The sequence below is a fragment of the Mycobacterium numidiamassiliense genome, from assembly GCF_900157365.1.
Classification (GTDB): domain Bacteria; phylum Actinomycetota; class Actinomycetes; order Mycobacteriales; family Mycobacteriaceae; genus Mycobacterium; species Mycobacterium numidiamassiliense.
Genome location: NZ_FUEZ01000004.1, coordinates 3,737,057 through 3,757,639 on the forward strand (window position 1 = coordinate 3,737,057; position 20,583 = coordinate 3,757,639).

A 20,583-nucleotide genomic window follows, 5' to 3' on the forward strand; every position below is an offset into this window, starting at 1 on the left:
GGCTAGGGTCGCCAGCCGGTGAAGTCCGCCCATTCCCATGCACGTCGGTAGGCGTCGGCAAACCACGGCTCCTTGGCCTCGGCGTAATCCGACGTGGCACCGTCGGTACTTTTTTCTGCTTCGCCCTTGACCGCCAAGTAGCCGGCCCGCTCTTGCGGGTTCGCAGCCAGCCAGTCGACGAACAGCAAGGCGAACTGCTGGTTGGGCCAGCCGGCCACCCTGATGTGCACATTGGTCGGCCGCCCCGGATCGGCCGAGCCGTGAATTCGCTTGCGCCACAATGCCGGATCGTCGCTGTGGTCGTAGTCGCTGACCGTGCTGCGGGCGTCACTTTTGGCCTCGTCCTGGCTGATGTGCGATATGCGCGGGTACCCCGCCGACAGCAGGGCGTCGGCGAGCTCATCCGCCACGGCCAGCGATTCGACGGTGATCTGGATGTCGATGACATCCTTCGCGTCGAACTCGGGCACCGCGGTCGAGCCGATGTGGTCGACACGCAATGCCTTATGACCGCATGAGGTGTTGAGCCGGGCGACAATCCGCCGCGCCTGGTCCGGCCAGGTCGGGTCGGCCGGCACCACATGCGCAGGCGCCCGGACAACGCACTGCTGGGCCAGGTTGTGGGCGAACGGCACGATCCGGTGGTTCCACACATCGCGCGCCCGCTCGACCAATTCCTCTTGGCTGCCGGAGTTGTCCAGCCAGATGTCGGCAACGGCCAGACGCTGGTCGTCGTCGGCCTGCGCCGCGATCCTGGCGCGAGCGTCGTCTTCGGACATGCCGCGTTGCTCGACCAGCCGCCGCAGGCGCACTTCGACGTCGGCGTGCACCACCACGACCAATGGGAACATCGGCGCCATACCCGATTCCACCAGCAGCGGAATGTCCTCGACGACAACCGAATCCGCGGGCACCGCCGCAATGATCTCCTCGCGCCGCTTGCCCACCAACGGGTGAACAATCCCGTTCAGCTTCTGGCGCGCCTCATCGTCGGCAAAAGCCTTGGCGGCCAAGGCCGGTCGATCCAACGATCCGTCCGGCTGCAGGATGTCCTCGCCGAACGCCGCAACGAGCGACTTCAGTCCTTCGGTGCCGGGTTGAACCACCTCGCGGGAAATGACATCCCCGTCGACGATGACCCCACCGCACTGCGCGAAGGTGGCGGACAGCGCCGATTTCCCGGCACCGATGCCACCGGTCAACCCGATGCGCAGCATTGCGTGAAAGCTGTCCGGAAAAACTAAGCGTTGCCGGCGAGCTTTTCGCGCAGCGCGGCGAGTTGCGCATCGCTGGCCAGCGAGCCGCCCGCTTCCTTCGGCGAGGAGGAACCGTTGGCCGGCGCCTGATCGCTCTCGCCATGTCCGGCAGCCTCGGCCGCGGCGAACTTCTCCATCTGCGCCGTGTGCATCTTGTGCCGGCGCTCGGCCTCGGCGTAGCGGGCCTCCCACTCGTTGCGCTGGGTGTCGAAGCCTTCCATCCACTCGTTGGTCTCGGCATCGAAACCTTCGGGGAAGATGTAGTTGCCCTGTTCGTCGTAGCTGTCGGCCATGCCGTACTTCGCCGGGTCGAATTCCTCCGTGTAGTCCTCGTTGGCCTGCTTGAGCGACAACGAGATTCGGCGGCGCTCCAGGTCGATGTCGATGACCTTGACCATCGCATCGTCGCCGACGGCAACGACCTGGTCGGGCACCTCGACGTGACGCTCGGCCAGCTCGGAGATGTGCACCAGACCTTCGATGCCCTCCTCTACACGCACGAACGCGCCGAACGGAACCAGCTTGGTGACCTTGCCGGGAACGATCTGGCCAATCGCATGGGTGCGGGCGAAGTGCCGCCACGGGTCTTCCTGAGTCGCCTTGAGCGACAAGGAAACCCGCTCGCGGTCCATGTCGACGTCGAGCACCTCGACGGTGACCTCGTCGCCGACCTGAACCACCTCGGACGGGTGGTCGATGTGCTTCCAGGACAACTCGGAGACGTGCACCAGACCGTCCACACCGCCCAGATCGACGAACGCGCCGAAGTTCACGATCGACGAGACAACACCCTTGCGGATGGTGCCCTTCTGTAGCTGGTTGAGGAATTCGCTGCGCACCTCGGACTGGGTCTGCTCCAGCCAGGCGCGACGCGACAGCACCACGTTGTTGCGGTTCTTGTCGAGCTCGATGATCTTGGCCTCGATCTCCTTGCCGATGTATGGCTGCAGATCGCGGACACGGCGCATCTCGACCAGCGAGGCGGGCAGGAAGCCGCGCAACCCGATATCGAGGATCAGACCACCCTTGACCACCTCGATGACGGTGCCCTTAACGGCCTCGTCCTTCTCCTTGAGCGCCTCGATGGTGCCCCAGGCACGCTCATACTGTGCGCGCTTCTTGGACAGGATCAGCCGGCCCTCTTTGTCCTCCTTGGTGAGAACAAGGGCCTCGACCTCATCACCGACGGTAACGACCTCGTTGGGGTCGACATCGTGCTTGATGGAGAGCTCGCGGGCGGGGATGACCCCTTCCGTCTTGTAGCCGATGTCGAGGAGCACCTCGTCCCGGTCAACTTTGACGATAGTGCCTTCGACGATGTCGCCATCGTTGAAGTACTTGATCGTTTTGTCTATTGCGGCAAGAAAGTCCTCGCTGGAGCCTATGTCGTTGACGGCTACTTGCGGCGAGGTGACGGCGGGACTCGGCATGTTGTTGGGTTGCTCCGGACAGGTTGGGTCGTAGGGACAAAACGGGAATTACCTGTTGAGGTTACTCGACAGGGCGCACGCTGGACAAACTCGCCCGGCGCGCCACGGACGCCACGCCCGGAATTCAGCCCCGGCTGGTAGCGATGCCCCAGCGTAGACGCTAATGCGCCGCACTGTCCCAACTGCGGCCATAACCCACCGAAACCTCGAGCGGGACGTCGAGAGGGTAAGCGCCCCCCATCTTTTCGCGTACCAGTCCTTCGACCTTTTCCCGCTCGCCATAGGCTATTTCGAACAGCAATTCGTCGTGCACCTGCAGCAGCATCCGCGACGTCAGTCCCGCCTCTTTGATTGCCTTGTCGACCTCGATCATCGCCACCTTGATGATGTCGGCCGCGCTGCCCTGGATTGGTGCGTTGAGCGCCGCCCGCTCGGCGGCCTCCCGGACCTGCCGATTACTGCTGTCCAGCTCGGGAAGATAGCGCCGTCGGCCCAGGACCGTGGACGTGTAGCCGTCCTTGCGGGCCTGCTCGACGATGTCCATCAAGTAGTCGCGCACCCCGCCGAAACGGGCGAAGTACTGGTCCATCTGGACCTTCGCCTCCTCGGTGGAGATCTTCAGCTGCGCGGCCAACCCGTAAGCGCTCAGTCCGTAGGCCAACCCGTAGGACATCGCCTTCACCCGGCGGCGCAATTCCGCGGTCACTTCGTCGATCGGCACCCCGAATGCCCGGGAGGCGACGAACGAATGCAGGTCCTCCCCCGTGTTGAACGCCTCGATGAGGCCTTCATCGCGAGACAGGTGCGCCATGATCCGCATCTCGATCTGGCTGTAGTCGGCGGTCATCAGCTCGGTGTAGCCGTCGCCGACCACGAACGCGTCGCGGATGCGCCGGCCGGCCTCGGTGCGAATCGGAATGTTCTGCAGATTGGGCTCCGTCGACGACAATCTGCCCGTCGCCGCGATGGTCTGGTTGAACGTGGTGTGGATGCGGCCGTCGGAGGCCACCGAGTTCAGCAGCCCGTCGACGGTCACCTTCAGCCGGGTGGCGTCGCGGTGGGCCAGCAGGTGTTGCAGGAACGGATGGCCGGTCTTGTCGAATAGCGATTGCAGGGCATCGGCGTCGGTGGTGTAGCCGGTCTTGGTGCGCTTGGTCTTCGGCATGTCCAGTTCGTCGAACAGCACCGCCTGCAGCTGCTTGGGTGAGCCCAGGTTGATCTGCTTGCCGATCACCGCGTAGGCCGCCTCGGCCGCGTCGCGGATCTGATGGCCGAAATCGCTTTGCAGCTCGGTCAGTTGCGGCACGTCCACCGCGATGCCGACGTGCTCCAGACCCGCCAGCACCCGCTGTACCGGCAACTCCATGCCGCTCAGCAGCGATGTGGAGTTGATGCGGGCCAGCTCCTCGTCGAGCGCGTCGGCCAGGTCCAGCACCGCCACAGCCCGCAGGATCAGCGTCTGCACCGCTTGGTCGTCCGTCCCCTCCGGATCGTCGAGGAGCGAAAGCTGTTGCTGCTCAGCATTTTCGGCGCGTAGCTCGCGACGTAGATAGCGCAGCGACAGGTCGTCGAGGGAGAAGCTGCGCTGCCCGGGGCGCACCAGGTAGGCCGCCAGCGCGGTATCGGAGGTGACGCCGGCCAGCGCCCAGCCCCGCCCCGCGAGGTCGTGCATCGCCAGCTTGGCTTCGTGCAGCGCCTTGGGCGGACCGGGGTCGGCCAGCCAGGACGCCAGCGCCGCCTCGTCCTCGGGGTCCAGGTCCGACGTGTCGATGTAGCGGCCGTCGCCGTCGGCGGACACGATGGCCAGCGCGGTGGCGTCGGCGTCGTACGCCAGATGGGTGCCGACGACGGCCAGCCCGAACCGCCTGCCCGAGCTGTGCTCGGCCAGCCAAACGGCCAGCTCACCGGCCGCCAGCGCGCCGCCGCGCACGTCAAAACCCTCGTCGACCTCGGGCTCGACGGGAGCAAGGGTGTCGAACAGCCGGTCGCGCAGTACCCGGAATTCCAGGTCGTCGAAGAGCCGATGAATCTGGTCGCGATCCCACGGCTGCATCCGCAGCGTGTCCGGGGTTTGCGCCAGCGGCACGTCTTTGACCAGCTCGGTGAGGTCGCGGTTGAGGATGACGCTGGCCACATGCGCCCGTAGCGCGTCGCCCACCTTGCCGCGCACCGAGTCGACGTTGTCAACGAGCCCCTGCAGCGAGCCGTATTCAGTGATCCACTTCGACGCGGTCTTCTCCCCGACCCCCGGAATGCCGGGCAGGTTGTCGCTGGGATCGCCGCGCAGCGCGGCGAAGTCGGGGTACTGCGCAGGGGTCAGCCCATATTTCTCGACGACGGCTTCGGGGGTGAAGCGGGTGAGTTCGCTGACGCCTTTGATCGGGTAGAGCACCGTGACGTCGTCGCTGACCAACTGCAGGGAGTCACGGTCGCCGGTGACCACCAGGACGCGGTAGCCCTCGTTCTCGGCCTGGGTGGCCAGCGTCGCGATCAGGTCGTCGGCTTCGAATCCGGGCTCGGCGAGCACAGTGATACCGAGCGCGTTCAGCACTTCTTTGGTGATGTCGATCTGACCGTGGAACTCGTCCGGGGTCGAGGACCGGTTGGCCTTGTATTCCGGGTAGCGCTCGGAGCGGAAGGTCTGCCGAGACACATCGAACGCCGCGGCGACATGCGTCGGGCCCTCGTCGCGCAGCAGGTTGATCAGCATGGCGGTGAAGCCGTAGACGGCGTTGGTGGTCAGCCCGCCCCGGGTCTTGAAGTTCTCCGCCGGTAGCGCGTAGAACGCCCGAAATGCCAGCGAATTGCCGTCCAGCAACATCAGCGTGGGCTTGGTTTGTTCCTCGGTCGGAGCAGGCACGGCTATTACTCTAGGCACCGGGTGTGACGGGCTGTGTGGCCGAACCAGCGCCGCAGCAGAACTGCAACACGTTTCAGTTTTGTGTGTGAGCTGGGTAGTCTGGCCGAGTGCCTGAGGTCACCAGTCAAGAGCCCGCGATCGCCGGATGGTTCGCCGCCGATGACGCCGGAAATCCGCATCTGATCGGCAGCAAGTGCCCCGAGTGCGGGACGTATGTGTTCCCACCGCGGGAGAACAACTGCCCCAACCCGGCGTGTGCGAGCGACGCGCTAGAGTCCGTCGCGCTGTCGACCCGGGGGACGTTGTGGAGCTACACCGAAAACCGGTACCCACCGCCGGCGCCCTACCCCGCCCCAGACCCGTTTGCGCCGTTCGCCATCGCCGCGGTGGAGCTGGCCGACGAGGGAATCATCGTGCTGGGCAAGGTAGTCGCGGGCACCCTGGCCGACGACTTGACGGTCGGCATGGAAATGGAGCTGACCACGATGCCGCTGTTCACCGACGACGACGGCGTCGAGCGCATCGTGCACGCCTGGAGGATCGCATCATGAGCACACCCGAACCGCTCTACATCCTCGGCGCCGGGATGCACCCCTGGGGCAAATGGGGCCGCGACTTCACCGAATACGGCGTGGTCGCCGCCCGCGCCGCGCTGGCCGAGGCCGGGCTCGACTGGCAGCAGATTCAGCTGGTCGCAGGGGCCGACACCATCCGCAACGGTTACCCGGGCTTCATCGCCGGGTCGACGTTCGCGCAGAAGCTTGGCTGGAACGGCGTACCGGTCAGCTCCAGCTACGCCGCGTGCGCCAGCGGGTCCCAGGCGCTGCAGAGCGCCCGCGCGCACATTCTGGCCGGCTTCTGCGACGTCGCTTTGGTCATCGGCGCCGACACCACCCCGAAGGGCGCGTTCGCCCCGGTCGGCGGCGAACGCAAGAACGACCCCGACTGGCAGCGCTTCCACCTCATCGGCGCGATGAACCCCGTGTACTTCGCACTGCTCGCGCGGCGACGGATGGACCTCTACGGCGCGACGTCCGAGGACTTCGCGCAAGTCAAGGTCAAGAACTCCCAGCACGGCCTGCAGAACCCAAATGCCCGCTACCGCAAGGAATCCTCGGTCGAGGACGTGCTGGCCAGCCCGGTGGTCAGCGACCCGTTGCGGCAGCTCGACATCTGCGCCACCTCCGACGGCGCCGCGGCATTGATCGTCGCCAGCGCCGACTTCGCGCGCAAACATCTCGGCTCGCTCGACGGCGTCCCGTCGGTGCGTGCGGTGAGCACGGTCACCCCGCGCTACCCGCAGCATCTGCCCGAATTGCCGGATATCGCAACGGATTCCACTGCCGTCGTGGCCGCACCGGACCGGGTGTTCAAGGACCAGATCCTGGACGCCGCCTACGCCGAAGCGGGCATCGGGCCCGAGGATGTGAGCCTGGCCGAGGTCTACGACCTGTCCACCGCACTCGAGCTCGACTGGTACGAGCACCTGGGGCTGTGCGCGAAGGGCGAGGCCGAGGAGCTGCTGCGCAGCGGTGCCACCTCCATCGGCGGCCGGGTTCCGGTCAACCCGTCGGGCGGACTGGCGTGCTTCGGGGAAGCCATTCCCGCCCAGGCGATCGCTCAGGTTTGCGAGTTGACCTGGCAGCTGCGTGGCCAGGCCACCGGCCGGCAGGTGGCGGGTGCCACGGTCGGCGTCACCGCCAACCAGGGCTTGTTCGGCCACGGCTCGTCGGTGATCGTCGCGCGATAGCGGGTCTGGGTCCGCGGCGTCGCTTCGAGCGTGCGTCCATGGCGTCGAGCGTGCTTCCAGGGCGTTGAGTGTGCGTCCATGGCGTTGAGCGTGCTTCCCGGGCGGGATTTCACCCGATTTCTCGCCCTGAGCGCACAGTCAAAGCCGCAAGAACACACTCGATGCCCAGATGAGGGCTACGCCTCGTCCTCTTTCTCATCTCCCAGAGTTTCCAGGACGACTTCGGCCACGCGCTTCATCGTGGTTCGCCGATCCATGGCGGCACGCTGAATCCACTTGAACGCTTCGGGCTCGGTCATGCCCTGTTTGGCTTGCAACAGGCCTTTGGCGCGCTCGACGATCTTGCGGGTCTCCAGCCGCTCGGACAGCGTCTCTACTTCGCGTTCCAGCTCCCGGATCTCGCTGAACCGGCTGAGAGCCAATTCGATCGCCGGGATCAGGTCGCTGATGGTGAAGGGCTTCACCAGGTAGGCCATCGCCCCCGCATCGCGTGCGCGTTCGACCAGATCGCGCTGACTGAAGGCGGTCAGCACCACGATCGGCGCGATCCGTTTACTGGCGATCTCCGACGCCGCGTCGATGCCATCGCGGCGCGGCATCTTCACGTCCATGATCACCAGATCGGGCGTGTGCTGCTCAGCCAGTTCGACGGCTTCCTGTCCGTCGCTGGCCTCGCCGACGATTTCGTAACCCTCCTCTCGGAGCATCTCGGCTAGGTCCATACGGATGAGCGCTTCGTCTTCCGCGATCAGGACCCGGCGCGGCGCAACGGTGTCGGTGTCGGTCGTGGGGCCTGTCATGATGACCATTCTCTCGTGGACTGCGGCGACCAGCGACGTCGGGGCGGTCAGAACGGACGACTGCACCGATCCTCTAAGGTGGGAGGCTCCTTTAAGGTAGTAGGCCGGATCAAGGAAGCCCTCGTATCCCAACTGGCAGAGGAAACGGATTCAAAACCCGTGCAGTGTGAGTTCGAATCTCACCGAGGGCACCAGGTAACACCAGATCAAAGCGGATTTCGCCCGACAGCACAGCATGCAGTTCGGAGTCAGTCCGATCTAAAAACCCCGCTAGAGCAACGACATAGCGGGCGCGCCCCAACGTCCGTGCCTAACTCCCCCAAGGATCGGCACGCGTGCAGGACACAACACCTAAGAACTCTTGCCGGTGGCATGTCTATGGGCGCGGGCAACGGGTGGGGCGATTCCCTACACGTAGAAACCGCCCTTGTCTTGCTGCTCGTCGTTGATCAGTTCGTCCATCCTGTTCTGCAAGGTATTGGTCTTCGGAAAGAACCATTTGTCGGGTTCCGGCCAATACACCGCCGTCTGTTCGGTGTCCTGCGGCCGCGGCCAGTCTTCCCGCTCTCTGCCGGGTACCGCGATTTGGATCGGCCGGTGCGCGACCTGCTTCATCAGCGTGGCCACGCAGCTGCCGTCTGGGGCGTACAGGTCAAGAGCACCAATACCGGCGGCGCTCGGCTCGTGTTTGGTCATCGACGTTCCTATCTGTTGGGTACTGCGGGCAGTCGTCGACGTAAGCCGCGTTCCTAGTGTGGTCCCCCACACCCTCAGCATCCAGCCTTACGATGCTGGCTGCCAGCGAGTGCCCACCGCCGAAGTAGACGCCGACCGCCCCGATTGGATCCGGACAGGTCCCGCGCGCAAGGATGAGCGGCATGGGTGAGCCGCAAAGCGTTGCGGTGATTATGAGCAAGCAGTCGAAGCGGGCTGCGGCGATGTGGCGATGGCGCATCGACGTCGCCATGAGCACGCCGTGTCGCACCGCGGAGCGGACCAAGCAGTTGCGGGCCGGCGGCCAGCCCCGCAGAATACGTCGCGGCTCGCCGGGCTTCCGGCCCCGCGCATCGGCCAAAACTGCGCAGCAACGCCCCGACATCGGCGTAAAAAAGGCCGTCCGGTGGGCGGCCAGCGGTGACGAGGCCCGCCGAATGGTTCGCCGCGACCGGGCGACGAGAACGGCGTCTGCCAAATCCTATGCGCCACAAGGAGTCCGGCAGAAAACGGGGTACCCACGCCGTCGCCGACTCCTCGCCTCGATGTCGCGAACCGGGGCAAAATCGTCCACCCGCTGACGCTGCATCGGCCATTAACTCGGCAAATCCGTCGCCGAACTGGGGAATCATCTGACAAGCGGTTACGCTTTTGTAGTGGTGGCTAGGAAATGCGGCGCCCCACCAACTCGGTCAGACGGCTCCATGACACGCCCCGACTGCAAAGCAGCGGTGCGGACTAAAAACCGCGCCCGCAACGACCACTACGCCGACAGCCACGCCCGCCGCGTCCGGGTGCTCAACATCAACGCCGTAATGGGCGTTGTCGTGTGCTTGATTTTCACCGTTCTCGGATTCTGGTCCGGCCCCGAGGCGATCCCCATCCAGATGGTCAACCTCTGCACTGGGGTGACCTTCGCATTGGTCCCGTGGCTCAACCGCTACGGAGACTTGGTGGCACCGCTGATTTTCGTCTTCACTGCCTATACCGCTGTCTTCTTGACCTGCTGGGAAGTCGGCACCGGCGCAGGCGTCCAGTACTACCTGGTGACCACCGCCAGCCTGGTGGTGTTGCAGCTCGGCGTCGAACGCATCGGGCTGGCGGCGCTGCTGGGCGCCATCGGCGTCGGGCTGGTGATCACGCTGCAGTTCCTCGTCCCCCGCTCCACCGGGCTGGAAGCCCCCTGGGCCATGACGACGAGCTTCGTCATCACCACCACCTCGGCCTGCGCGATGATCATCGTGACGGTCTGGTTCGCGATGCGCGACACCGACCGCGCCGAGGCGGTCATGGAAGCCGAGTACGAGCGCTCCGAGGCGTTGCTCGCAAATATGTTGCCTGCCAGCGTCGCCGACCGGCTCAAGGAACCCGATCGCGACGTGATTGCCGATAGATACGAAGAGGCCTCGGTGCTCTTCGCCGACATGGTCGGCTTCACCGAACGCGCGAGCACCACCAACCCCTGCGACCTGGTCAAGTTCCTCGACCAGCTCTACACCGCTTTCGACGAATTGGTGGACAAGCACGGGCTGGAGAAAATCAAAGTCAGCGGGGATTCCTACATGGTGGTCAGCGGAGTTCCGCGGCCCCGCACCGACCACGTCCAGGCGCTGGCCGACTTTGCTCTCGAAATGACCTCTGTCGCAGACGAACTCAGGGACCCGCATGGCCTCTCGGTGCCATTGCGGGTCGGCTTCGCAACGGGCACCGTGGTTGCCGGCGTGGTGGGGTCGCGTCGGTTCTTTTACGACGTGTGGGGTGACGCCGTCAATGTCGCAGCCCGGATGGAATCGACCGACTCGGTGGGACAAATCCAAGTGCCCGAGGACGTTTACGCGCGCCTCAAAGACGAGTTCGTACTCCAGGAGCGCGGTCGCATCGAGGTCAAGGGCAAAGGCCTGATGCGCACCTGGTATCTCATCGGCCGCAAGCCTTTAGCGGACGAACCCGCCGAGCAGGATGTTGCCGACGAAACACGCACGGCCAACGTGTGACTCAGGACCCTATGCGGGGCCGAGCACATGTGTCACACTGCGGCCATGACAACCACCGCTGACACTCCGAGCTTGTTGCCGCATCTGTGGAAATCCACATTGACATCGGGAATTCTGTCGCTGATCGTCGGCGTCGTGGTGCTGGCCTGGCCGGGAATATCCGTCCTCGCCGCCGCCGTGGCCTTCGGTGCCTATCTCCTGATCACCGGTGCGGCACAAGTTGTTTTCGCGTTCAGCCTGCACGTGACGGCGGGTAGCCGAATCTTGTTGTTCATCAGCGGCGCCGCATCGCTGATCCTGGCCGTGCTGGCGTTTCGCCACTTCGGGAACGCAGTCTTGTTGCTGGCCATCTGGATCGGGATCGGGTTCATCTTCCGTGGTGTGGCCACAACGGTATCCGCGATCCAGGACCCCCACCTTCCCGGACGTGGCTGGTCGATTTTCCTCGGCGTGATCACTTTGATTGCCGGGATCGTCGTGCTCGGGTCGCCGCTGCAGTCGATCATCACGCTGGCGCTCGTGGTCGGCGTCTGGTTTGTCGTCATTGGTGTCATCGAGATTGTGTCGTCGTTCGGCATTCGCAAGGCGTCCCAACAACTCGGCGCCTAGCGCCAGCCGCTCACAACTACTACACTGCGTCGTAGTAAGTCGTAGTTTCGGGAGATGACAGATGAATGTCATTGACATTTCGCGGTGGCAGTTCGGCATCACGACCGTCTACCACTTCATTTTCGTGCCGCTCACCATCGGATTGGCTCCCCTGGTCGCCGTCATGCAGACGGCCTGGGTGGCCACCGGTAACACCGCGTGGTACCGCCTGACGAAATTCTTCGGCAAGCTATTTCTGATCAACTTCGCCATCGGCGTCGCGACCGGGATCGTGCAGGAATTTCAGTTCGGCATGAACTGGAGTGAGTACTCGAAGTTCGTCGGCGACATCTTCGGCGCCCCGTTGGCGATGGAAGGCCTGGCCGCGTTCTTCTTCGAATCGACCTTCCTCGGATTGTGGATCTTCGGCTGGAGTCGGCTGCCGCGGCTGGTGCACCTGGCGTGCATCTGGATCGTCGCCATCGCGGTCAACGTCTCCGCGTTCTTCATCATCTCAGCGAATTCGTTTATGCAACATCCGGTCGGCGCTCACTACAACCCCACCACCCACCGAGCCGAGTTGACCAGCATCGCGGCATTTCTCAGCAATAACACTGCGCGAGCGGCATTTTCGCATGCGGTCGCGGGTTCACTGCTGACCGCCGGCACCTTCGTCGCCGCGGTCGGCGCCTGGTGGCTTGTCCGTTCACACCGGAAGCCAGAGTTGTTGGCCGGCAATATCTTCCGCCCGGCGGTCATCCTGGGGTGCTGGGTTGCGCTGATCGCTGCGGTCGGGCTGTTCTTCACCGGCGACCAGCAGGGCAAGCTGATGTTCCAGCAGCAGCCGATGAAGATGGCCTCGGCGGAATCACTGTGCAACACCGAGACAGACCCCGACTTCTCCATCCTGACGGTCGGCACGCATAACAACTGTGACAGCGTCACCCGCGTCATCGAGGTGCCCTATGTGTTGCCATTCCTCGCCGAGAGCCGATTCAGCGATGTGACATTGCAGGGCGTGCGCAACATCCAGCAAGACTACGAACACAGATTCGGCCCAAATGACTACCGGCCCAACCTGTTCGTCACCTACTGGTCATTTCGGGCGATGATCGGTTTGATGGCGATTCCGGTGCTCTTCGCGCTGGCCACGCTGTGGCTGACCCGCCGTGGCCGCACCCCGACCCAGCGCTGGTTCTCCTGGTTCGCGCTGCTGACGATTCCCACGCCGTTCTTGGCCAACAGCGCCGGGTGGGTATTCACCGAAATGGGTCGGCAACCCTGGATTGTCGCCCCTAACCCCACCGGCGACCAGCAGGTTCGGCTGACCGTCGGCCAAGGCGTCTCGGACCACGCCGCCGGCATGGTCGTTACCTCCCTGGCGACATTCACCCTGGTCTACGCGGTGCTCGCGGTCATCTGGTTCTGGCTGCTCAAACGTTACGTCGCCGAGGGACCGCAGGAGCACGACGCCGAACCGGCGCCGCCACCGGCGCCCGACGACGACGAAGTGGCCCCACTGTCATTCGCCTACTGACAGCCAACGAGACACCCCGATCGGGAAGGAGCTAACCAGTGGGACTTCAAGAGTTGTGGTTCGGCCTCATCGGCGTCCTGTTCCTTGGCTTCTTCATCTTGGAGGGCTTCGATTTCGGTGTCGGCATGTTGATGGAGCCGTTCGCTCACGTCGGAACGGGCGATCCAGAAGCCCACCGGCGCACGGCACTGAACACCATCGGCCCGGTGTGGGACGGCAACGAAGTGTGGCTGCTCACCGCCGGCGCAGGGATGTTCGCCGCGTTCCCCGGCTGGTATGCGACGGTGTTCTCCACGCTGTACCTGCCACTGCTGGCCATCTTGTTCGGCATGATTGTGCGCTCGGTGTCGATCGAATGGCGCGGCAAGATCGATGACACGAAATGGCGCGCCTTGGCCGACTTCGGTATTGCGGCCGGATCGTGGTTGCCGGCGGTGCTGTGGGGCGTGGCTTTCGCCATCCTGGTCCGCGGACTGCCGGTGGACGCCAGTGGTCACATCCATCTGTCGATCGGCGATGTGCTCAACGCGTACACGCTGTTGGGTGGTTTGGCGACGGCCGGGCTCTTCTTGCTCTACGGTGCGGTGTTCGTCGCCTTGAAGACCTCCGGTTCCATCCGCGACGACGCACATCGCATCTCGGTGTGGCTGTCGCTACCGGTCACCGGATTGGTTGCGGCCTTTGGGCTGTGGACTCAACTTGCGTACGGCAAGAACTGGACGTGGCTGGTGCTGGGGGTCGCGGTAGTCGCGCAGCTCGCCGCGGTAGCGTTGGTCTGGCGCCGCGCCTCCGATGGCTGGGCATTCCTATGTACTGCGCTAGTCGTTGCGGCCGTAGTGATTCTCTTGTTCGGCTCGCTGTACCCGAACCTGGTGCCCTCGACGCTGAACCCACAGTGGAACGTCACGATCTACAACGCCTCGTCGACGCCGTACACCCTGAAGATCATGACCTGGGTGACGGCATTTCTCGCCCCGCTGACCGTCGTCTACCAGGCGTGGACGTATTGGGTTTTCCGACAACGCATCTCGTCTGACCAGATACCGCCGTCCATCGGTCTGGCGAGGCATCCGTCCTGAGCACACGGGGTTCCCGGGCTCCCCTGGACCCGCGACTGTGGCGGGCATCGACCGCGTTGCGCCGCTATCTGACCGCGGCGGTGGGCTGCGGAGTGGTCATCTCCGGTTGCGCGATCGGGTCGGCGATCGTCCTCGCCGGCATCGTCGCGCGGGTGATCACCGATCCGTCGGCACGAAACCTGCGGGGCTGGTTCGGGCCGCTGTCAATACTGTTGGCGCTGTGGGCCGTTCGCACGGTGACGCACTGGCTTCAGGCGCGATTGGGCCAACGGGGCGCCAGCGCGGTGATCGCCGATCTCAACGGCCAGGTGCTGGCGGCCGTGACCGCTCGTCAACCTCATGAGCTTGCCGAACAACGGGATGCGGCCGCGGTGGTGGTCACCCGCGGCCTCGACGATCTACGGCCCTATTTCACCGGGTATCTGCCCACCTTGCTGCTCGCCGCGATCTTGACCCCCGCGACGGTGGCGGTGATCGCGCTCTACGATCTGAAATCGACTGCGATCGTGATCATTACGCTGCCGCTCATCCCGATTTTCATGGTGCTGATCGGGCTGGTAACGGCCGACCGATCGGCAGCGGCGTTGGCGGCGATGACGACCCTGCAGAGCCGGTTGCTGGATCTGATCGCCGGCATCCCCACGCTGCGGGCGCTGGGCCGCGCGTCGGGACCGGAGCGGCGCATCGCCGAACTGGCTGCCGCGCATCGACGCTCGGCGATGGCGACGCTACGGGTCGCCTTTTTGTCGGCGCTGGTGCTCGAATTGCTGGCCACTCTGGGCGTGGCCCTTGTCGCGGTGAGCATTGGTCTTCGCCTGGTGTTCGGCGAGATGACCCTGTCCGCCGGCTTGACGGTGCTGTTGCTCGCACCGGATGTGTACTGGCCGCTGCGCCGTATTGGCGTGGCATTTCATGCCGCCCAAGACGGTCGCACCGCCGCGGACAAGGCGTTCGCACTCATCGGCGAACCAACCGACACCACGTCGCGAAATCGAACGGTCGTGGCACGGGGGGCGCAGATCCGCCTGGAGAACCTCAGCGTGGCCGGGCGCGACGGCAATTCACCCTGCGATCTCAGCGCGGTGCTCGAACCCGGCCAAGTGACGGTACTGACGGGGCGAAACGGCGCGGGCAAGACCACCGCGCTACAGGCAATCGCCGGGCTGAGCGTGGCGTCCTCGGGCCGGGTCACGGTGGCCGGTGTCGATGTCGCGGAACTGGATCCACCAGCGTGGTGGCGACAGTTGTCCTGGCTACCGCAGCGGCCGGTGCTGGTCCCCGGAACGGTGCGGGACAATCTGGGGTTGTTCGGTGGTCTGGACGAGCCCGGTGACATCGAAAGGGCTTGTGCCGAATCCGGATTCGATGCGGTGTTAGCCGAGCTGCCCGACGGCATGGACACCGTGCTCGGGCGCGGCGGCGTCGGCTTGTCATTAGGGCAGCGGCAACGGCTGGGCCTGGCCCGAGCGCTGGGGTGCCACGCCGCGGTGTTACTGCTCGACGAGCCCACCGCACACCTGGACGCAAGGACCGAGCAGCGGGTGCTACGGGCAATCCTCGAGCGGGCACGCGCCGGTGCAACGGTCGTCGTGGTCGGACACCGCGAGCCCGTCGTGGCAATCGGCGACCGGGTGATCGATGTCGTGTCGGACGGTCAGGTGCGTTATGCGCCAGTCTGATCCGCTGCCCGCCGCCATGAGACTGTTGCGCCCGCGACTACCGCGAGTGCTGGCCGCCATCGCGCTCGGGGTGCTGTCGCTGGGCAGCGCGCTGGCCCTGGCGGGCACCTCGGCGTGGCTGATCACGCGGGCCTGGCAGATGCCGCCGGTGCTGGACCTGTCGGTCGCAGTCGTCGCGGTGCGCACATTCGCGATTTCGCGGGGCGTGCTGCACTACTGCGAGCGACTGGCCACCCACGACACCGCATTACGCGCGGCGGGTAGCGCGCGGGCGCAGATCTATCAGCGGCTGGCCAACGGGCCGGCAGCGACCGCCGTCCGGCTGCACAGCGGTGAGCTGGTGGCCCGTGTGGGCTCTGACGTCGACGAACTGGCCGACGTGCTGGTGCGCGCCGTGGTGCCGATCGGCGTCGCGGCCGTGCTGGCACTGGCGGCGACGGCGACTGTCGCCGCGATTTCGGTTCCCGCCGGCGCGGTGCTGGCGCTCTGCCTGCTGATTGCCGGGGTCGTGGCGCCCTGGCTTGCCGGGAGAGCCGCCACCACTCAGGAAGAGATTGCCCGGCAACATCATTCCGAACGTGACGTCTCGGCCATGACCGCCCTTGAGCACGCCCCAGAACTCCGGGTGGCCGGCGTCCTGCCCGACGTCATCGCCGAATCGCAACGTCGCCAACGGGATTGGACTGACGCCCTCGACGCCGCGGCCAGACCCGCCGCCCTGGCCGAGGCGATGCCGACCGCCGCCATCGGGGTCAGTGTGCTCGGGGCGGTCGTGGCCGGGATCGCGTTGGCACCGATGGTCGCGCCCACCACGTTGGCCGTCCTGATGCTGTTGCCGCTCTCGGCATTCGAGGCGATGACCCCATTGCCGGCCGCCGCAGTCCAGCTGGCGCGATCGCGGATCTCCGCGCGCCGCCTGCTCGACCTGGCTCCGACGGACCGCACGGCCGACGCTTCGCGACCTTCGGCGCACTCGATCGAGGGCCGGTTAACGGCTGACATGCGTTCGGGCTACACGGCGGCGCACTCTCACCAGGTGAGCCTGGATCTCGAGCCGGGCTCGCGGCTGGCGGTCACCGGCGCCAGCGGCTCGGGCAAGACAACACTGCTGATGACGCTCGCCGGACTCCTCGCACCCTTGCGCGGCCGCGTGCTGTTGGACGGAACCGAGCTGAGTGGGTTCAATGACAGCGAATTACACAGCACTGTAAGCTTTTTCGCTGAAGACGCGCATATCTTCGGGACCACTGTGCGCGACAATCTGCTGGTTGCTCGCGGCGACTGCCCGGACGACGAACTGCTGGCGGCGCTGGACGCCGTCGGGCTTGGCGCCTGGTTCGCCAGCCTGCCAGACGGCCTGTCGACGGTGCTGACTGGCGGCGCGCAGGCCGTCTCGGCGGGCCAGCGCCGCAGGCTGCTCCTGGCCCGCGCGGTGATATCGCGGGCGAAGGTAGTGCTGCTCGACGAGCCCACCGAGCACCTCGATGCGATGGACGGCGAGCGCGTCCTGCGCGATCTGCTGGCGCCGGATTCTCGCCTGATGGCGCGGCATCGGACGGTACTAGTGGCTACCCACCACGTGCCCAACGACTTTCGCTGTCCCGAATTGCGTATCGGATAGCGCTACCGGCGCGACGGCGGGAAGTATTTCAGCAGGCCTTCTTGGACGACCGTGGCAATGACGCGCCCGGAACGATCGAAGAAATGGCCGGTACCCAGAGCCCGTGAATCGGCGGCCACCGGCGACGACGTCGAATACAACGCCCAGTCATTGAAGTTGACCTGCCGGTGAAACCACATGGAATGGTTGGCGGACGCGGCGAAAATGCGGTCGTACCCCCACGACAAGCCATGGGTGGTGATGACCGAGTCCAGCACCGTGGTGTCCGAGGAGTACACCATCGTCGCCGTGTGCAGAACGGGATCGTCGGGCAGCACACCGCGAGCCTTGACCCAGACCCGGTTGTACGGCAGCCGTTCGCCTTTGTCGCGCATCACCCAGGACGGGTCGTTGGTGTAGCGCCATTCGATGGGATGCAACGCGTTGACGAAGTGCGGGACGGTTTCCTCGTAGCCGCGCAGCAGCTCGCTGATCGGCGGGTGTGCGTGGGGCTGCTCGACCGGTGGCGGCTGCAGCGCGTGCTCGAGGCCCTTGCCGCCGGACATGTAGGAGATCATCGCCGAGGACAACAGCACTCCGTCTTGCACGGCGTCGACGCGGCGGTTGGCGAAGCGGCGTTCCTCGCGCAGCCGGACCACGTGGAATTCGATGTCCTTGTCGATATCGCCGCCGTTGACGAAATGCGTTGACAACGCGCTCGGAGGCAGGTCCTCGTGCGTCAGGGTGCGGCTGCTCGCGACGAACGACTGTGCCATGAGCTGGCCGCCGAACGTCCGCATCGGGTTCTTGCTGGGATGGGCTCCGATGAACAGGTCGTCAGAGATGCGGTTGAGATCCAGGACCGCCAGCAGTTCGTCGAAATCGGAATTCGGCTCTTGCTCAGGCTCGCGGCCGGGCGGCACAGGATCTCCTCACGCGTTACAGGTCGTCTTCCCCAATCCGGTGCACGTGGATCAGGTTGGTTGACCCTACTGTGCCAGGTGGCGCGCCGGCGACGATCACCACCAGGTCACCGCGCTTGTAACGGCCCAGGTCGATCAGCGACTTGTCGGCCTGACGGATCATCTCGTCGGTGGACTCCATGATCGGGACGATGAACGTCTCGGTGCCCCAGGTCATGGCCAGCTGGCTGCGCACCTCGGGCCAGGCGGTGAAGGCGAGCAGCGGCAGCGGGGTGTGCAACCGGGCCAGTCGCTTCACGGTGTCACCCGACTGGGTGAAGGCGACCAGCGCCTTGGCATCCAGCCGCTCACCGATGTCGCGAGCGGCATAGGAGATCACGCCACGCTTGGTGCGCGGCACATGTGTCAACGGTGGCGCGGCGGTGGAGTTGTCCTCAACCGCACAGATGATGCGCGCCATCGTCCGGACGGCCACCAGCGGGTACTTGCCCACCGACGTTTCGCCGGACAACATCACCGCATCGGCGCCGTCGAGCACGGCGTTGGCGACGTCGGAAGCTTCGGCGCGGGTCGGCCGCGAATTCTCGATCATCGACTCGAGCATCTGAGTCGCCACGATGACTGGTTTCGCGTTCTCCCGGGCCATTTGGATGGCCCGCTTCTGCACCAGCGGAACCTCTTCCAGCGGCAGCTCGACGCCCAGATCGCCACGGGCCACCATGATGGCGTCAAAGGCCAACACGATCGCTTCGAGGTTGTCGACGGCTTCCGGCTTCTCCAGTTTGGCGATCACCGGAACGCGCCGGCCGATCCGATCCATGATCTCGTGGACCAGTTCGACGTCGGACGGCGAACGCACGAACGACAGCGCGACCAGGTCGACACCGAGGTCTAGCGCGAAGGTGAGATCTTCAATGTCCTTGCCCGACAACGCCGGTGCGGTCACGTTCATCCCCGGCAGGGACATGCCCTTGTTGTTGGTGACTGGGCCGCCCTCGGTGACGGTGCAGATCACGTCGGGGCCCTCGATGCCCGCAACGACGAGCCCGACGTTGCCGTCGTCGACCAGAACACGGTCACCTGCGACGGCGTCCTGGGCCAACCTCTTGTAGGTGGTCGATACCCGGTCGTGAGTGCCGTCACAATCCTCGACCGTGATCCGGACCGTTTCGCCGTCGGCCCAATAGGTGGACCCCGTCGCGAATCGGCCAAGCCTGATCTTCGGGCCCTGGAGGTCGGCGAGGACACCGACGGCGCGCCCGGTGGCGTCGGAAGCCGCGCGGACGCGTTCATAGGCGATCTTGTGATCTGCGTAGTCGCCGTGACTGAAATTCAATCGGGCGACGTCCATTCCGGCGTTCACCAGCGCCAAAATGAGCTCGTCCGATGCTGTCGCAGGGCCGAGGGTGCAGACGATCTTTCCGCGTCTACTCACGCCAACCAACCATAGTCGTGCTCTGCGTGATCGGGGTGACTCACAGGTAGCGGCATCCTGAGCCGCCCGGGAAATCCCGACGGTTCGCGACCACAACGGGTGGTCGTGCGGCTATCCACTGAGGATCGTCGGAACCAACGGAAAGCCAGGCAGGTTACGCACCACTGTCCAGACGGTCGCGGCGACACCGATCACCAGCGCCGCGGCCATCGGCAACGGCTGCTGTCCCCGGCGGAGCCGCAGCAACACCCACGCAGCGAGCACCGGGAGGCCGATGAGCGCGAAGACGTTGTCGTTGATGCTGGCCGGCAGATCGGCGTGCAGCAGGTCGTGTGTCATCCGAAGGCCGCCGCAGAGGGGGCAATTCCAGCCGGTGAGCCATTTGAACGGACACAGGGGATACGCCGAATGCGGGTCGTGTGGATTGACGAGTCCGACGTAGCCGAGTGCGCCGGCGAACAGCACGCCCGCGCCGACCGCGGCGGGAACGCGGTGGCGGTGCGCGGGTCGAGCGCCCGGGTTAAGTTCCGTCACGCAGCGGGCGCCCCTGCGGATCGTTGACCTTGTCGGTCAATATGAGGATTGCGTCGATAATGGTCCAGATCAGGCCGACGCCGCAGGTGAGCCAACCCACGAGCAGCTGTGCGACACCCACTCCGATGTCGCCGATGTAGAAACGCCCGATGCCGCCGATGCCGATCAGGCTGAGTAGCTGCAGCAAACCGGCGATGGTCTTGGACTTGTCTGAGTACGGCTGGCCGGTCACCGGGTGCCGACCGTAGGGCGCCGACGGATCGACCGGCCCGGGGTATTGCGGATATTGCGAGTACTGCGGTGGATAACCGGGCGGCTGCGGTGGATACCCGGGCGGCTGCGGTGGTTGCGCGCCCGGCTCTGCGGGATCGTGCCACGACGGTTCTGTCACGCGTTCAGCATGC

General features: G+C 65.2%; 18 protein-coding genes and 1 tRNA gene. 10 read left to right on the forward strand and 9 right to left on the reverse strand.

Annotated elements, in window-relative coordinates; all coding sequences use genetic code 11:
• Nucleotides 1-2 precede the first annotated feature (2 nt).
• From coaE to polA, 3 genes are all read right to left on the reverse strand, one after another.
• Nucleotides 3-1,217 carry a dephospho-CoA kinase gene (coaE, locus tag MNAB215_RS25960; protein WP_077081324.1) on the reverse strand — a complete coding sequence of 405 codons (1,215 nt, stop codon included), beginning with the start codon at nt 1,215-1,217 and terminating at the stop codon, nt 3-5.
• 23 nt (nt 1,218-1,240) lie between these two features.
• Nucleotides 1,241-2,686, reverse strand: coding sequence for a 30S ribosomal protein S1 (rpsA, locus tag MNAB215_RS25965; protein WP_077081325.1), 1,446 nt, complete (start codon nt 2,684-2,686; stop codon nt 1,241-1,243).
• 160 nt (nt 2,687-2,846) lie between these two features.
• Nucleotides 2,847-5,507, reverse strand: a complete 2,661-nt coding sequence (gene polA, locus MNAB215_RS25970; protein ID WP_174604679.1) for a DNA polymerase I — start codon at nt 5,505-5,507, stop codon at nt 2,847-2,849.
• Between the two features lie 146 nt (nt 5,508-5,653).
• Between polA and MNAB215_RS25975 the strand changes: the two genes are divergently transcribed.
• Nucleotides 5,654-6,097, forward strand: a complete 444-nt coding sequence (locus tag MNAB215_RS25975; RefSeq protein ID WP_077081327.1) for a Zn-ribbon domain-containing OB-fold protein — start codon at nt 5,654-5,656, stop codon at nt 6,095-6,097.
• Complete coding sequence (locus MNAB215_RS25980) at nt 6,094-7,296, forward strand: lipid-transfer protein (RefSeq protein WP_077081328.1); 1,203 nt, start codon at nt 6,094-6,096, stop codon at nt 7,294-7,296. Before MNAB215_RS25975 ends, MNAB215_RS25980 begins: the two co-directional genes overlap by 4 nt.
• A gap of 176 nt (nt 7,297-7,472) precedes the next feature.
• Here the strand turns inward: MNAB215_RS25980 and MNAB215_RS25985 are convergent, their stop codons facing one another.
• On the reverse strand, nt 7,473-8,096 hold the full coding sequence (locus tag MNAB215_RS25985) for an ANTAR domain-containing response regulator (protein ID WP_077082348.1): 624 nt from the start codon (nt 8,094-8,096) through the stop codon (nt 7,473-7,475).
• 117 nt (nt 8,097-8,213) lie between these two features.
• On the opposite strand from MNAB215_RS25985, the gene MNAB215_RS25990 reads away from it, so the two are divergent.
• Nucleotides 8,214-8,290, forward strand: a tRNA-Leu gene (locus tag MNAB215_RS25990).
• 214 nt (nt 8,291-8,504) lie between these two features.
• Here MNAB215_RS25990 and MNAB215_RS25995 read toward each other — a convergent pair.
• Nucleotides 8,505-8,792 (reverse strand): hypothetical protein, encoded by a 288-nt coding sequence (locus MNAB215_RS25995; protein ID WP_077081329.1) that lies wholly within the window; start codon nt 8,790-8,792, stop codon nt 8,505-8,507.
• 182 nt (nt 8,793-8,974) lie between these two features.
• On the opposite strand from MNAB215_RS25995, the gene MNAB215_RS30070 reads away from it, so the two are divergent.
• The 7 genes from MNAB215_RS30070 to cydC all read left to right on the forward strand — a co-directional run bounded on the left by MNAB215_RS30070 (nt 8,975) and on the right by cydC (nt 17,308).
• On the forward strand, nt 8,975-9,391 hold the full coding sequence (locus tag MNAB215_RS30070) for a hypothetical protein (protein ID WP_217348950.1): 417 nt from the start codon (nt 8,975-8,977) through the stop codon (nt 9,389-9,391).
• Between the two features lie 75 nt (nt 9,392-9,466).
• Complete coding sequence (locus MNAB215_RS26000; RefSeq protein WP_077081330.1) at nt 9,467-10,804, forward strand: adenylate/guanylate cyclase domain-containing protein; 1,338 nt, start codon at nt 9,467-9,469, stop codon at nt 10,802-10,804.
• 27 nt (nt 10,805-10,831) lie between these two features.
• Nucleotides 10,832-11,413, forward strand: coding sequence for an HdeD family acid-resistance protein (locus MNAB215_RS26005; protein ID WP_077081331.1), 582 nt, complete (start codon nt 10,832-10,834; stop codon nt 11,411-11,413).
• Between the two features lie 61 nt (nt 11,414-11,474).
• Entirely contained in the window at nt 11,475-12,929 is a 1,455-nt protein-coding gene (locus MNAB215_RS26010; protein ID WP_077081332.1) for a cytochrome ubiquinol oxidase subunit I, read from the forward strand.
• A gap of 38 nt (nt 12,930-12,967) precedes the next feature.
• Nucleotides 12,968-14,008, forward strand: a complete 1,041-nt coding sequence (gene cydB / locus MNAB215_RS26015; RefSeq protein WP_077081333.1) for a cytochrome d ubiquinol oxidase subunit II — start codon at nt 12,968-12,970, stop codon at nt 14,006-14,008.
• 80 nt (nt 14,009-14,088) lie between these two features.
• Nucleotides 14,089-15,687, forward strand: a complete 1,599-nt coding sequence (gene cydD, locus MNAB215_RS26020) for a thiol reductant ABC exporter subunit CydD (protein WP_245830481.1) — start codon at nt 14,089-14,091, stop codon at nt 15,685-15,687.
• Entirely contained in the window at nt 15,674-17,308 is a 1,635-nt protein-coding gene (gene cydC, locus MNAB215_RS26025; RefSeq protein WP_077081335.1) for a thiol reductant ABC exporter subunit CydC, read from the forward strand. Before cydD ends, cydC begins: the two co-directional genes overlap by 14 nt.
• A 2-nt stretch (nt 17,309-17,310) precedes the next feature.
• Here the strand turns inward: cydC and MNAB215_RS26030 are convergent, their stop codons facing one another.
• The 4 genes from MNAB215_RS26030 to MNAB215_RS26045 form a co-directional block, all read right to left on the reverse strand.
• A complete protein-coding gene (locus tag MNAB215_RS26030; protein ID WP_077081336.1) occupies nt 17,311-18,210 on the reverse strand; it encodes an acyl-CoA thioesterase II in 900 nt (299 codons plus the stop codon).
• Nucleotides 18,211-18,226: 16 nt separating this feature from the next.
• The gene (pyk, locus tag MNAB215_RS26035) at nt 18,227-19,645 is read right to left on the reverse strand and encodes a pyruvate kinase (RefSeq protein WP_077081337.1); all 1,419 of its coding nucleotides are present in this window, start codon (nt 19,643-19,645) and stop codon (nt 18,227-18,229) included.
• A 111-nt stretch (nt 19,646-19,756) separates the two neighbouring features.
• A complete protein-coding gene (locus tag MNAB215_RS26040; RefSeq protein WP_245830405.1) occupies nt 19,757-20,179 on the reverse strand; it encodes a DUF2752 domain-containing protein in 423 nt (140 codons plus the stop codon).
• Nucleotides 20,166-20,570: a TM2 domain-containing protein gene (locus MNAB215_RS26045; protein WP_077081339.1), complete on the reverse strand. Its 405-nt coding sequence runs from the start codon at nt 20,568-20,570 to the stop codon at nt 20,166-20,168. The genes MNAB215_RS26040 and MNAB215_RS26045 overlap by 14 nt, the downstream gene beginning before the upstream one ends.
• Nucleotides 20,571-20,583 lie beyond the last annotated feature (13 nt).

Excerpts from the sequence above, each read along its gene's own strand:
- coaE (WP_077081324.1), bottom strand. The coding sequence starts at position 1,217 with ATGCTGCGCATCGGGTTGACCGGTGGCATCGGTGCCGGGAAATCGGCG.
- rpsA (WP_077081325.1), bottom strand. The coding sequence starts at position 2,686 with ATGCCGAGTCCCGCCGTCACCTCGCCGCAAGTAGCCGTCAACGACATA.
- polA (WP_174604679.1), bottom strand. The coding sequence starts at position 5,507 with ATGTTGCTGGACGGCAATTCGCTGGCATTTCGGGCGTTCTACGCGCTA.
- MNAB215_RS25980 (WP_077081328.1), top strand. The coding sequence starts at position 6,094 with ATGAGCACACCCGAACCGCTCTACATCCTCGGCGCCGGGATGCACCCC.
- MNAB215_RS25985 (WP_077082348.1), bottom strand. The coding sequence starts at position 8,096 with ATGACAGGCCCCACGACCGACACCGACACCGTTGCGCCGCGCCGGGTC.
- MNAB215_RS25995 (WP_077081329.1), bottom strand. The coding sequence starts at position 8,792 with ATGACCAAACACGAGCCGAGCGCCGCCGGTATTGGTGCTCTTGACCTG.
- MNAB215_RS30070 (WP_217348950.1), top strand. The coding sequence starts at position 8,975 with ATGGGTGAGCCGCAAAGCGTTGCGGTGATTATGAGCAAGCAGTCGAAG.
- MNAB215_RS26005 (WP_077081331.1), top strand. The coding sequence starts at position 10,832 with ATGTGTCACACTGCGGCCATGACAACCACCGCTGACACTCCGAGCTTG.
- MNAB215_RS26010 (WP_077081332.1), top strand. The coding sequence starts at position 11,475 with ATGAATGTCATTGACATTTCGCGGTGGCAGTTCGGCATCACGACCGTC.
- cydC (WP_077081335.1), top strand. The coding sequence starts at position 15,674 with ATGCGCCAGTCTGATCCGCTGCCCGCCGCCATGAGACTGTTGCGCCCG.